The organism is Thermosporothrix sp. COM3, from assembly GCF_059696735.1.
Map to the genome: position 1 here is coordinate 2,204,633 of NZ_AP019376.1, position 13,660 is coordinate 2,218,292.

The window sequence follows — 13,660 nt, forward strand, 5'->3', positions numbered from 1 at the left end:
TGATCTATGAGACTGCAATTAGACGTATCCGCGATGAAAGCCAGCGTGCACAGGAACAGGTGGCGGCGGACGCTGAGTGAAGCCTTCTGGGGAGGCTTCTTTCTCCTGCCGCAGTTGATCGGCCTGGTCACCTTCTCGCTCATTCCGCTGGTGATCGTTCTGTGGTTGAGCCTGGTACACTGGGACGGCCTGGGCGAGGTGCAATTTGTTGGGCTGCAAAATTTTATCGATCAGCTCTCAGACCCGAATTTGCGTATTGCTTTCGTCAACACCACTATCTACACCCTGATCACAGTACCGGGTGGTATCCTGCTTGCGCTGCTTGTAGCCCTGGGCCTCAACAAAGTGCGCGGGAAAACGATCTATCGCATTATCTACTTTATGCCCGTTGTGACCAGCTCGGTAGCAACCGGTGTGATCTGGCTCTGGCTGCTGAACAGCGACGCCGGCTTTATCAATGTCCTGTTGCGTTCCTGGTTCAACATTGAGGGGCCTGCCTGGCTGATTGATGCGCACTGGGTTATTCCCTCAATCTCAATTGTAAGCATCTGGAGTAGCCTTGGTTCAAACATGGTGATCTTCCTGGCCGGTCTTCAGAATATCCCATCCACCTATATTGAAGCGGCTCGCATTGATGGTGCAAACCGTTTCCAGCTTTTCTGGAAAGTCACGCTCCCTTTGTTGAGCCCGACCCTTTTCTTTATCACTGTGCTCTCGATTATCAGCTCTTTTCAGGTCTTCGACCAGACCTTTGTGATGACGCAGGGAGGCCCCGACAAGGCCAGTTACACTATTGTCTACCATATCTATAACCTGAGTTTTCGGCAGTTTACCTTTGGACCGGCGAGCGCCTCGGCAATGATTCTCTTCGCGGTTTTGCTCGTCCTGACCCTCATCCAATTTGCGTTTCAAAAGCGCTGGGTGAACTACGATCTGTAAAGTTGAAGGAAGGGAAGATGTATGCTTCAAGAGGCTGTAAAGACGTCAAAGCCTGTTTTTCAGGCTCGCCGACCGAGGCAGAAGCAGCGTAGCATTGCCGGAAGCATGCTTGCCGCACTCATACACGTGTTGCTGATTATCGGCGCGATCATAATGGCTGGGCCGTTTATCTGGATGGCGGTAACATCGCTCAAGGAAGATTCGCAGGCGTTTCAAGATCCGCTCTCGCTTCTGCCGAATCCGATTGTCTGGCAGAATTACCCTGCCTCGCTTCAGGCAATGCCTTTCGGCCAGGCATACTGGAACAGCTTCTATATTGCCATCGTTGTTGTTGCCTGTGAGCTGATTACAACGGCAATGGCGGGATATGCCTTTGCCAGAATTCGGTTTCCTGGGCGCAATATCGTCTTTGTGCTCTTTCTGGCAACAATGATGATTCCATTTCAGTTAACTATTATCCCGCGCTTTCTGATTATGCAACGGCTTGGCTGGCTGGATAACCACCTTGCTCTGATCGTGCCAGCAGCGCTCTTCGATGCCTTCGGGGTCTTCCTGATGCGTCAGTTTATTCTGGGGATTCCAAAAGAGCTGGAAGAGGCCGCGATCATTGATGGGGCCAACCGCTGGCAGATCTTCTGGCATGTGATCCTGCCGCTGCTGAAGCCGCCAATGGCCGCCCTGGGGATCTTTACCTTCCTGGGACAGTGGAACAGCTTCTTTGTACCGCTCATCATGCTTAGCAGCCCGGATCTCTATACCGTGCCCTTGCTCTTGAATCAGTTCCGGGAGCAGTACACCTCACAGTGGGCTTTGATGATGGCCGGTTCAATGATTGCCGTGTTGCCGGTGTTGCTGGTCTACGTTCTGGGTCAGCGTCAGATTATTCAGGGAATTGCGCTGACCGGTCTGAAGTCATAGTTGTGTACTACTCTCTAGATGGAAGTGAACATACATGGAAACTGGATCGCCATATCTCAATCTCTTGAAGAACCGCATCATGCTGGAGCGGGTGCCTTTTACCGACCGCGATTCCCGGCTCATCCTCTTTCGTGCGGACGAGCGGAGCCTGTGGGTTGGTCTGGCTGAATATGAAATTGACCCGGAGCTGTCGCCAGCTATCACCAACTGGCGCTTCACCGATGAGGCCGGGGAGCCTTGCGCTTGTGCGTGGACGACCTATCCGCATCAGATTCTCAACCAGACGCCGGGGGGAACTTTTCGGATTACCTTTGTTGATCCTGAAACCCTGCTGGTGGCCCTGCCTGCCGGGCGGAGCGGGCTGATTCTGCATACGCCAATGGAGCAGGGGCAGACTGACAGACGCGGGGGCATCCTGAGCCGTTCCAGCACCTCGCCGTGCTCGCTGGTTTATACAACGAACGCCACTCTGCTCTGCAATCGTGTAACTGAGTTGACGAACGGGCAATACGAGATACGTCTGCTCTTTGAAGCAGAGGAAGATGCTGCGCTGTTGCTCAATATCACACGAACGCCTGGCTTTAATCGGCGCGTTCTTCCAGCCAGCCAGGCCCTCCAGGCGGCGGAACAGCGCTGGCATGATTGGTTTGCCGGAGTGCCGGAGGTCGCCGAGCAGTATCGTGCCCGGTATTACTATGCCTGGTGGGTGATGCGTGTCAACCTGCTCTATCCGTATGCTCACCCGATACGCGAAGGGATGGTTCCTTCGAAAATGGGCTATGTTGGCGTCTGGCACTGGGATTCGTATTTCCACGCGCTTGCGCTGCGACATCGTGATATGCGGCTGGCTCAGGATCAGTTCCGCATCATGCTTGATTATCAGCTTCCTGACGGCCTGATTCCTGACATCGTACATGATGAAGGGATTCTGGCACATACTACCGAGATTGTGGAGGCTGATATCACCAAGCCACCGCTGACGGCCTGGGCTGCATGGAAGCTCTACGAGCTTGACGGGGATCGGGAGTTTTTGAATGAGATGTATGATCCAATCATCCGTTTTCAGCACTGGTGGTTTACCAAGAGCGACCCGGACGGGAACGGCCTGTGTGAGTACCTGCATCCCTGGTCCTCTGGCCTGGATAATAACCCGCTCTGGGATCAGGGGTTGCCCGTTGAAACGCCCGATCTGAACGCGTATCTCTGTTTGCAATATGACTATCTCGCCAGAATTGCCGAGGTGCTTGAGCGGCCGGACGAGGCGGAGCAGTGGCGGCAGAAAGCAGGCGAGCTGGCACAGCGGATGATTGAGTTGCGCTGGGATGAGGAGGCAGGCCTGTTCCGGGCGGCTCACGATGGGCAGTTGCTTGCAGTGCGTACACCGTTTAACCTTTTCCCTTTGATTACCGGTCGTATGCCTGCTGCAATCGCTGATTGCCTGGTTGAGACGCTGACAGACGAACGGCAATTCTGGGGACATCATCCGGTGCCCACGGTTGCCTTTGATGACCCGGCCTTTAACCCGCTATCCATGTGGCGTGGTCCTGTCTGGCTGAATGTCAACTATTTGCTGATCGATGGACTCTTTCGTGCAGGCTATCCTGAGCAGGCGCGAGAGCTGCGGCGGCGCACGCTGGAGCTGGCACTTGCGGCAGATGATTTCTACGAATACTATCATCCGCTCACCGGTGAGAAACCACCACGGGCAACCCATGCTTTTGGCTGGTCATCTGCACTCTTTATCGATCTGGCGCTTGCGGCCTCGAATGAACTTTCATGATGGAAAGGAAGAAATTGTGAGTATGAAGAATGCCATTGGTGAGTTCCCGGAGGGGTTTCTCTGGGGGGCGGCTACCGCTGCGTACCAGATTGAAGGAGCTGTGACCGAGGGTGGGCGTGGAAAAAATATCTGGGATACCTTTACCCATACGCCCGGCGCAATCAAGAACGGCGAAAATGGCGATATTGCCTGTGACCATTATCACCGCTGGCGTGAGGATATCGCGCTGATGCAGCAACTGAATCTAGACGCGTATCGTTTCTCTATTGCCTGGTCACGCATTTTTCCTCAGGGGCGTGGCACGGTCAACCTGGCCGGACTGGATTTCTATAGCCGCCTGATTGATGGCTTACTGGAAGCGGGCATTCAGCCGTTTGTCACGCTCTATCACTGGGATCTGCCCCAGGCGCTTCAGGATGAAGGGAAGGGCTGGCTCCGCCGCGGAATTGTTGAGGACTTTGTGCGGTATACCGATGTTGTCACGCGGGCGCTTGGCGACCGGGTCAAACACTGGACGACGTTCAACGAGCCGGGGGTGTTCACCTGGGGAGGCTATGTGCTTGGTGAGGATGCGCCCGGCTGGCGGATGCAGCCTGGAGCAGCTCTGACAGCTCTACATCATGTCTTCCTTGCACATGGAGCGTCTGCACAGGTGATTCGGGAGAATGTGCCTCAAAGCCAGGTCGGGATTGTGCTGGATATAAATGTTGCGGAACCGGCTTCGGAGGCTCCTGAAGATGTTGCTGCTGCTTTGCGCTTCGACGGGATGCAGAATCGCTGGTTCCTTGATGCGTTGCTGCGTGGTGAATATCCAGCCGATATGGTTGCGCTTTTCGGGGAGCAGATGCCGCGAATTGAGACTGGCGATATGCAGCGGATGGCGGTTCCGCTGGATTATCTGGGCATCAATATCTATCGGCGTTCGGTGATCGCGCATGGAGATGAACTGGTTCCCGTGAACTACTGCCGGGTATTGCCTCCGGGCGAACATACGTTGATGGGTTGGGAGGTATACCCGAAGTGCATCTATGATATTTTAAAGTATGTAAATGAGCGCTATAGCCCGCCGAAAATATATATAACTGAGAATGGCATTGCGCTACCAGATGAGGTCAGCCCGGATGGCCATGTACATGATGAACGACGTATCGCCTATCTGCGCGACCATCTGACGTACCTTCAGCGCGCCATCGCGGAAGGGGTTCCAGTCAGAGGCTACTTTGTCTGGACGCTGATGGACAATTTCGAATGGGCGCTCGGTTTTGAGCCACGCTTTGGCTTGATCTATGTTGACCATCAGACGCAACAGCGTATTATGAAGGATAGCGGCTATTTCTATGCTGATATCGCGAAAAAAGAGACTGGGGTGAAATAAACCGTTCGACCTGCCAGAGGAGGCCCCACGAGCGGAGGGCCTCTTTTCTATGGCGTTTCAAAAGCGAGTGGGTGGAGAAAGGATGCTAAAGGGAATCAGCTTAGATGGCTTCAGGAGCAGTGAAAAAGGCTATATGTTTGCTGATACCAAAAGCGAGGTGTGAAGCAGTCAAGTACCCCACGGCTCAAGCCGGGGGCTTGTCCCTAACCCACGAGGGGTTGAGACGAGAGGCCGCTTGACGACGACCCACCAACCAAGGGTATACCGAGGCTGGCAAGAGACGAGAGGTATTTCTCTCGAATATTTTGAGACGCGTTGAGATCGGCATTGAGGCAGTAGCCACATTCACGACACAGGAAGAGGCTTTGAGAACGACGATTCTTGCGAGCCTGATGCCCACAGCGAGAACAGGTCTGGGAGGTATGACGAGGATCAACTTTGACCACCCTGATTCCCTTCTCCTGTGCTTTGTAGGTCAGAAAGGCGTGAAACTGTGCGAAGCTCCACGAATGGAGGCGACGTTGGGTTTCTGTCTTCTTCTTCATCCTGGCACGAGAGCGAATATGCGTCAGATTCTCAACCACCATGGTCGAACCCGCAGGGGTGTGGGCAACGATGCGCTTACTGAGAACATGGTCATGATCTTTGCGTTGCCGAAGCAGTTTGCCAGAGAGCTTGCGCAAGTGGCGTTTCGCACTCTTTGTGCCTTTGGCTTGCAGTTTCCGCTTGAGACGGAAGATCCGACGCTCTTGCTCTTTCCAGCGACGTTCACCGAGGAATTGCTTATTGGAGGTGACAGCAGGACGATTCAACCCGAGATCAACACCCACGACTTTCCCTGATGGGGCAACCACTGGATCAGGGATGCTCACGACCACATGCAGCGTATAACGACCTTTGCGGGAGCAGAGGTCGGCACTGCATACCTTGCCTCCGATATACCTGGCGGCAGAGGGTGGCACCACGAAGGGCAATTCAACTCGCCCATCAGTGGTTGCAAGGCTGCATGTCATGGTTTCCCACTTGACCCAGTAGGAGCGTTGATCGTAGCGAATCGGACAGAGACGAGCACGAGGGGTACTCGCTTTACGCCCCTTCTTGCGTCGATCCAGGGCCGATTTGACGGCTTCGGTGGCTTTCACACGAGCAGCACAGACCAGTTGAGCGGGCAAATCAGGATGCGTCGCCCGCAAGGGATAGTAGGTACGCTTATGCAGTTCTACCCCATTGTGACACGAGGTCGTAAAGCCCTCTTGAGCTACCGCATTAAAACAATCGGTGTGTGCTTGCAAGGTTCGCTGCAACACCTGTGCTTGCTCACTCTTCGGTTGGAGATGCAAGATGATCGTTCTGTCCATGCAAGAAGTATCTCATATATACAAAGTTTTATCAATAGGTACAGGGTCACTCCTGTCTCCAAGCCCCAAGAAAAGAAGACCTGCTTCCTCCCCATAGCTGAAGCAAGGGGTTTCCGCAGGTCTCGTCTGATGAGCGGCCCTGCAACCATCCTTTCTGGCGCCTCAAAGGCCAAAAAAGTCAAGGAAGCCGACTATTCTCGACTTCCTTGAACATGCTGGCTAACCACGTCGGCTGTCACGCCAGCGTACCAGCTTCTCAACAGGTTCGAAATCCCAGGGAGCGCCCACACTTATAATCAGGTGGGTTACTCCCGCCCTGAGAAGTGCATCACGTGTTGTATCTGAATCGTCTGCATCCGTGCCGGAAGAGCGCTCAATTTCTTTCGGATCGCGCCCTATCTCTTTGCACCAGCTATCAAGCACCTCCATCTTCCGCGTGAGTGTAGCGGCATCACCAAAGCCATGCCAGATGTTTGCATATTTCGCAGCCAGGCGTAGCGTTTTCTTCTCACCACTGCCACCAACTAAGATGGGAATAGGCGTTTGGATGGGTTTAGGTGCATCCACTTCCCAACGTTCTTTGATGATTGACAATCCTTCCTCCAGTGCTGCCAGGCGGCGGCCTGGGGTGTCAAAATGGTAGCCAAATTCCTTGAAATCGCGCTCAAACCAGCCCGCACCGATCCCGAGAATCAGTCTGCCGCCGCTAATATGATCAACGGTCTTCGCCATATCAGAGAGCAGAGCTGGATTGCGGTAGGTATTGCAGGTCACGAGACACCCTATCCTGGCACGCTTTGTCAGTGTGGCCATCGCCGTGAGCAGCGTCCACGCTTCAAAATGGTTGCCCTGCGGATCACCAGTGAGCGGAAAAAAATGATCCCAGTTCCAGATGCTATCAACGCCTAATTCCTCGACCGTCCGCACTGCCTGTGCGAAGTCCTCGTAGCTGGTATGCTGTGGGTGCAACTGAACGCCTACGCGAATAGGATGTGTAGGAGATGTATGGGTCATGAAATTTATCCTTTTGATACAGATGAATAAACATGAGGGCCTGCTGATAGAAGGTCCTTATGTTCTTTATAGACCAGGCTTCCTTTGCCATGATGTGATTTGACTGCCGATTTGTTCTTTCGGGTGTCTTGATGGGTAGCCCTATCTGTGCGGGAAGCAGGAGTGCGTCCCCCTATCGCATCTGGCAGATTTCCTTTGTCATAATAATGACACAATAAAACGAGGGAATGTGACCGATGAGAGAGACACACCGGGCTGGCGGAACAAGTCGCGGTAGAGCGACATCACCTGCGTGCAATGGCCTGCCGCTTTGACCTGGTTGAAAACACAAGGGACCGATGATGCTCTGATCCAACCGTACTCTGGCCACGAAAGCAGAGCGTCGCTGGAAATCTATTCGCGCCTGGGAGCAGATGGAATGGGAAAGGATGATATGAAACAAGCCTCATGTATATATGGTGTTGTCGATAGCCGCCGCATTGGCGACGATGGCAGTCAAATTTCTCAGCTACGTGCTCACCGGGATCTTGAATAGTGGGGGTGGTCCAGTGATGTGCTTAATGAGCGCTATCTGAGCAGGCCAAATGAAGGAATCTGGCGCTCTGCCTCACATGCGTGCTTTGCCGCCTGCGTTTTTGGACTGCTTGACGGGCTGGCAAGTGGGAGTGTCTGTGCGCTCGCTTTTGGGCTTCTGGGACAGGTATCGCGTTGGCCTGTCCTGGGCGTTTTACTCGCTTGTTTGATCGTTTCTATACCTTGTATCCTGCGCGGCCGCGTGAGGATCTGTCGAATTCAAATCCCGTGGTCGGGCTCTTTGTCGTTTCGACTCCGAAACAGGGTATCCCGCATTTGGATGATTGTTCCTATAAATTTCGATCCCGTACTCGGGTTTTGCTTCTTTTGGACTGCTGTGGGTCCTACACCGCTTCAGGAGCCTGCTCCCAGATCGGTTTGCGGGAACCTCCGCTTTCTGGCTTTTTGGAGCCTCGTAAACAGGACAATCCTTTACCGCAATAGCCCTCAGCCCGTTTGCAGCGCTTTGTAGTAATCGCCGCACGAACCCCCGGGTATATCTGGTGCTTCGCGGGCTCAGCCTGCCGAACTCCAGTGCTGTATATAAGTATACAGTATACGAGAGGAAAAAGCAAGAGATACATTTCCTGGCTTCTTTTCCATACTATTCACAGCGGCTTGACTGAGGTGCCGTTCTCCTCGGGAAGGCGCTGTGATCTGCCTTCTACTATCTGCCCAGCTCTATATGATGTGATATGCATGCGTGTATATGCCTTGAAATGGCAGGTACAACGGGAAGAGAAGGACTGTTCTGTAACGTCCTGATAAATCACTCATGCTGATCTTTTGTTGGAAATTATCACCTATAAACGAAGAAGAGCAATATTTCCAGTTATCTATAAAATATATTAATCAGCGTGTTTATACAGGTTGAATTTCCCTGGATTTGCTGTTGCCTAAGATGCATAAGGAAAATTAAGTTATTTAAGTAATATAAGTACTTAAATAAAGAAGAGGAAGAGTTCGAAAAAGAAACTATTTAGTAATAAAGGCGGCGTGGGAGGTGTTCCAAAGAGGACATCCTTTCAGCCTTTTATGCGCTATCAGCGTCCTCTAATTCCGCCTCAATCGTCCAAAGTCTGGAGACACGTGCGCCCTGATCTAGGGGATATACATTTAGATCAAATGTTGCTTTGATTCCTTCATTAGCTTCAAAGACGCCTTTGGTTTTACAATATTCTGTGTGTCCTGTGCTTTAAAATGACCGTTTCTTTTGCAACAGAGATGCCCTCTATCATTCAGCGTTCTCTTCCCCTACATAATTGTAGGTTCAAAAGCAACCACAGCAGGGGAATCAATCATGATGCACCCCATTCTGTTTCTGGAACCCGGCTGCGTGAGCATATTTTCGATTGAGCCAGCGCTTGGTCCCTTCAGCTGCGAGGAGATAGCAGCTAAGCAGAGCAAGGAGAAACATATTGTAGAGTGGTGGCAAGGGAGTAAATCCCAGAAAAGCAGCGAAAGGAAGAAGGAAGCTGAGCCCTACAATACCCAAACATCGTGAAGCTTAATAATGGGCCGGGAAGGTGTCGTAAGGGATTGCCTGGGGTCCGAATTACCAGTAGCACTAGCGTTTGAGTGATGAGCGACTCAACGAACCAGCCGGTATGAAAAACGACCTCGGAGGCGTGAAAGACAGAGAGGAGGAGGAAGAATGTTGCAAAGTCAAAGAGCGAGCTGAGTGGCCCGAGAACAAACATATAGCGTTGAATAACGTCAATATTCCAGCGTTGCGGCTTCTGCAAAATGCTATACTCAACGGTGTCAGTGGGGATACCCAGTTGCGTCAGATCATAGAGAAAGTTATTGAGCAGGATCTGGACTGGCAGCATGGGGAGAAAAGGCAGAAAAACAAAGGCAGCAGCCATACTAAACACGTTGCCAAAATTTGAGCTTGTTTCCATGAGAATGCCTTTAAGCACGTTACCAAAGGCACGTCGCCCTTCCAGAATGCCCTGATGAATGACTTGCAGGCTTTGTTCGAGCAGAATAAGAGAAGCAGCCTCTTTTGCTATCTCTACGGCAGAGTGAACGGAGATGCCCACATCAGTGCTCTGTAATGCGGGAGCATCATTCAGTCCATCACCCAGATAGCCTACGATATGTCCCTGTTGCTTGAGCATAAGGATGATCCGGTGCTTTTGAGCAGGAGAGACGCGGGCAAATACCGATGTCTGTTCAACAACTCGCATCAACGCCAGATCACTCATTTTTTCCAGTTCGTGCCCCAGAACGACCTGTTCAATTGCAATTCCGGCCTGCCCGCAGATATGGCGTGCTACCAGCTCATTATCACCGATGAGAATCTTCAATCTTTCGTTGGCACGGCCATCTCTCCCAGCGTTGATGGTTCAGAGAGTGAAAACGAGGAAGGACAACGGATGAAGAGAGGCCGGTGAGCCCACGTAAGGAGTCGATCGGCGACGCTTCCAACTGCCCAACGGGAGAGTCCTCGACTTCGTGTGACCAGTGCAAGGATGATATCTTCTTCGTCTTCTTCTTCGTGCAGAGAGGCCTGTTCTAGAAGGGTGGAGGCGATATCTTGCCCAACAACAACTTCTGTTTCCAGATCACAGGGGACCGTAGCAGGCATTTCCATAGCAATACGGCGCTGGACTGCCTGTAGATACTGATGGGCTTGTGAGAGAAAATGGCGGCGAAGATGTTGCTCGTTCTCATTCTCTGTCTGTTGTCGTCCCGCAAACAGATCTTGCTCAACAACCTGGATCAGACGAATTTTGCCGGGTAAAGGATCAGAGAGCGCTGCTGATAGATCAATGGCTGCTGGAATAATGGTCTCGGCCAGAGGTGAGCCATCAAGGGCAATCTGAATGCTGATCTGACGGACCCCTTCCGCATGGTGAATCGTGGGGGCTTCGGTCCCTTCGCGCACAATGAGAACAGAAGTTGTACTATGTCGAGAGACATGATGGGCGACACTACCCAGAACCCAGCGCTTGAGACCTGTTGCTCCGTGGCTACACATGACAATGAGATCACAGCGATATGCTACGGCAACCTCTAAGATGAGGCGTGCAGGATTGCCTTGACGCCGAAGCGCGACGGTGTGAATGCCTTCCTGTTCTCCGGCGGCGCGTATCCTGGAAAGATAGGTATCCGCCTGTTGTATCTCTTGCTCAAGCACATCACTAAAGACACGCGGTGCATTGGATATGGTCCAGAGCAACTCTGTGTCAGATGGGCATACGCGCAGAAGGATGACCGTTGCTTGAAAGAAACGAGCAATGGTCGCGGCGGTTGGAAGAGCCTGCTCAGCCCTTTGTGAGCCGTCAAGCGGGATAAGAATACGCTGAAACATGATGAGATGCTCTCTTTCATTTCTCTTCAGGTTCTTTTGTGTTCGTTGTATGTATAGAGGATACGTCACTGTTATCACAAACGTGTCAAAGAACAGGTAGAGCAGCACTCAAAAAAGTCACAAGAAGAGGTTGAGTTTAAACTCTCTTTCAGAAAATGGACGAATAAGGGAAGATTCTGGGAATGAGATGTGAAAGCGTGCCTGCCCTTCTTTTTGTGATGTGTTGGAGAGATGCAGTCCAGGTTTTGAAATAGAGATGAGAGGTGAAAAAGCTAAAATGGGGATAACTGGAAAGGGTCTCTCTGTTGCCCTTTTGAGAGGAGCTAAGTTGTAGCAGAGGAAAAGCAGGAACAAGATCTATGGTACAGCAGAAAATAGCCCAACGCCCCATCTCAGAGCGCGAAGAGACGTCACAGACCGAAGTGCAAGTGTTCTCGGGGTCGTATCTCCGAAGAATAATCCTGTTGAGTGGGACACTGGTTTTACAGTTGCTTAGCCTGACATTCTGGTTCATTGGACTTCCACAGTATGCTCACTGGACATTGTTTGCGATTCTCTTACTGGGAGGTATTCCCCTGCTTCTTGAAACGATACAACGCCTGTGGAAGAGAGAAGTTGGGGTTGATTTGATCGCATTACTGGCAATTGCTGGGTCACTGTTTTTTCAGCAGTATCTTGCCGGAGCCATTATTGTATTGATGATGGTTGGAGGCGAGACTCTGGAAGCATATGCGCTTCGACGCGCGCGGAGTTCACTTACTGCATTAGTTCAGCATGCACCTTGCATTGCCCATATCTGGCAAAATGACCGGTTTTGTGATATACCCGCTGACAGGGTTGAGGTTGGGATGGTTGTTGTTGTCAAGCCGGGAGAGGTGCTTCCTGTGGATGGCATCATTGAAAAGGGGACAGCTAATCTCAGCGAGGCTGATTTAACTGGTGAGCCTCTTCCTATTCATAAAGGACCTGGGTCCCTTGTCTTTTCCGGAAGTGTCTCCCTTGATAATCTGATCGAGGTGCGCGCCACGCGGCGAAGTGCAGAGAGCCAGTATGCGCAGATAGTACAACTCGTGAAAGCTGCACAGGAGCGGAAAGCCCCGATTCATCGTTTAGCGGACCGTTATAGCGTCGTGTTTACGGCTGTGACTTTGATTATAGCGCTTGCTGCGTGGTTTTTTTCTGGACAGGGAGTCTATGCACTTGCGGTGCTTGTCGTTGCGACACCATGTCCTCTGATTCTTGCAACTCCTATCGCGATTATGTCCGGGATCGATAGTGCTGCTAGACAAGCTATCATAGTGAAGAGCGGTGCAACGATTGAACAGTTAGGAGAGGTAAATGTTGTTGTCTTTGACAAAACGGGAACGCTGACTATGGGCAGGCCGCTTGTTTCCTCCTTTCTATCGGTGCAGCAGTGCGATGCTGAAGAAGCTGAGCGAGAGGCGCTATACTATACGGCATCAGTGGAGCAATTGTCAACACATATACTGGCGCGGGCTTTTGTTGAGGCGGCTCAGGAGCGAGGAATTGAACTGGAACCAGCCAATCACTTTCAGGAGATCTTTGGGAAAGGGGTGAGTGGGCAGGTTCCTGCTTATCCGCAGAAAGATGGCAGTGACGAGCGAGAGCAGGAGGTTATGGTTGCGGTTGGGAATCGGACGTTTATGCGGCTTCTGGAAATCCCTCTACCAGAAACACTGCTTCGTGAGCGAGAGCAGCGAACAGAGCAAGGGCAACTTGGGAGCTTTTTGGCTCTTGATGGAAAGTGTGTGGGGTTATTGGTTCTGGAAGATGTCCCGCGCTCCGACTTGAACCAACTGGTTCCTTCTCTCAAACGAGAGGAGGTGCAATACACCGTGCTCTTGACTGGTGATAGCGAGAAAGTTGCGACTCAGATAGGAAGGCAGGCAGGGGTAGATCAGATTCAATCGCGTTGTTTGCCTGAGCAGAAGGTTGACGCTATCAAAGCGCTGCTTGCTCAAGGGAAGAAAGTGTTGATGGTAGGAGATGGGGTCAACGATGCGCCTGCACTGGCGACTGCAACAGTTGGTCTGGCACTCGGTACACAGGGAATGACGGCTGCCTCACATGTGGCCGACGCAGTCCTGCTTTCAGGTGATATCTTGCGTGTTGCTACTGCTGTCCATATTGGGAAACATGTCATGCGCGTTGCCACGCAGGGGATATGGATTGGTATCGGGCTTAGCTTGGTCGCGATGATTTTTGCCGCGATGGGCTTTATTCCGCCTGCAATGGGGGCGTTGCTTCAGGAAGGCATCGACGTTCTGGTAATCCTTAACGCGTTACGTGCTGCAGTCCGATAGAGGAGGTTCCGGCATGATGGAGGGGCTCCCAGAAGAATCAGGGAACCCCTCCATTGGGAG

9 protein-coding genes and 1 pseudogene are annotated in these 13,660 nt (G+C 52.0%); 6 read left to right on the forward strand and 4 right to left on the reverse strand.

From position 1 onward, the window contains the following. Nucleotides 1–33: 33 nt before the first annotated feature. From KTH_RS09415 to KTH_RS09430, 4 genes are all read left to right on the forward strand, one after another. Nucleotides 34–939 (forward strand): carbohydrate ABC transporter permease, encoded by a 906-nt coding sequence (locus KTH_RS09415; protein ID WP_111324418.1) that lies wholly within the window; start codon nt 34–36, stop codon nt 937–939. A 105-nt stretch (nt 940–1,044) separates the two neighbouring features. After that, on the forward strand, nt 1,045–1,857 hold the full coding sequence (locus KTH_RS09420; RefSeq protein ID WP_497623206.1) for a carbohydrate ABC transporter permease: 813 nt from the start codon (nt 1,045–1,047) through the stop codon (nt 1,855–1,857). Between the two features lie 34 nt (nt 1,858–1,891). After that, nucleotides 1,892–3,637, forward strand: coding sequence for an amylo-alpha-1,6-glucosidase (locus KTH_RS09425; protein ID WP_497618114.1), 1,746 nt, complete (start codon nt 1,892–1,894; stop codon nt 3,635–3,637). 22 nt (nt 3,638–3,659) lie between these two features. Then, nucleotides 3,660–5,012: a GH1 family beta-glucosidase gene (locus tag KTH_RS09430; protein ID WP_497623208.1), complete on the forward strand. Its 1,353-nt coding sequence runs from the start codon at nt 3,660–3,662 to the stop codon at nt 5,010–5,012. A gap of 203 nt (nt 5,013–5,215) precedes the next feature. On the opposite strand, the gene KTH_RS09435 is transcribed toward KTH_RS09430, so the two are convergent. Together KTH_RS09435 and KTH_RS09440 are read right to left on the reverse strand one after the other, a co-directional pair. Continuing rightward, nucleotides 5,216–6,370, reverse strand: a complete 1,155-nt coding sequence (locus tag KTH_RS09435; RefSeq protein ID WP_497618116.1) for an RNA-guided endonuclease InsQ/TnpB family protein — start codon at nt 6,368–6,370, stop codon at nt 5,216–5,218. A 219-nt stretch (nt 6,371–6,589) separates the two neighbouring features. Next, nucleotides 6,590–7,384, reverse strand: coding sequence for an LLM class F420-dependent oxidoreductase (locus KTH_RS09440; RefSeq protein WP_497618118.1), 795 nt, complete (start codon nt 7,382–7,384; stop codon nt 6,590–6,592). 310 nt (nt 7,385–7,694) lie between these two features. Here KTH_RS09440 and KTH_RS09445 point away from each other — a divergent pair. Beyond that, a pseudogene (locus tag KTH_RS09445) lies at nt 7,695–7,790 on the forward strand (tyrosine-type recombinase/integrase); the annotation flags it as partial. A 1,561-nt stretch (nt 7,791–9,351) separates the two neighbouring features. On the opposite strand, the gene KTH_RS09450 reads toward KTH_RS09445, so the two are convergent. Both KTH_RS09450 and KTH_RS09455 read right to left on the reverse strand, forming a co-directional pair. Continuing rightward, nucleotides 9,352–10,269: an HAD-IC family P-type ATPase gene (locus KTH_RS09450; RefSeq protein ID WP_497618120.1), complete on the reverse strand. Its 918-nt coding sequence runs from the start codon at nt 10,267–10,269 to the stop codon at nt 9,352–9,354. After that, a complete protein-coding gene (locus tag KTH_RS09455; protein WP_497618122.1) occupies nt 10,266–11,276 on the reverse strand; it encodes a universal stress protein in 1,011 nt (336 codons plus the stop codon). Before KTH_RS09455 ends, KTH_RS09450 begins: the two co-directional genes overlap by 4 nt. A gap of 359 nt (nt 11,277–11,635) precedes the next feature. On the opposite strand from KTH_RS09455, the gene KTH_RS09460 reads away from it, so the two are divergent. Further along, nucleotides 11,636–13,600, forward strand: a complete 1,965-nt coding sequence (locus KTH_RS09460) for a heavy metal translocating P-type ATPase (protein ID WP_497618124.1) — start codon at nt 11,636–11,638, stop codon at nt 13,598–13,600. Nucleotides 13,601–13,660 lie beyond the last annotated feature (60 nt).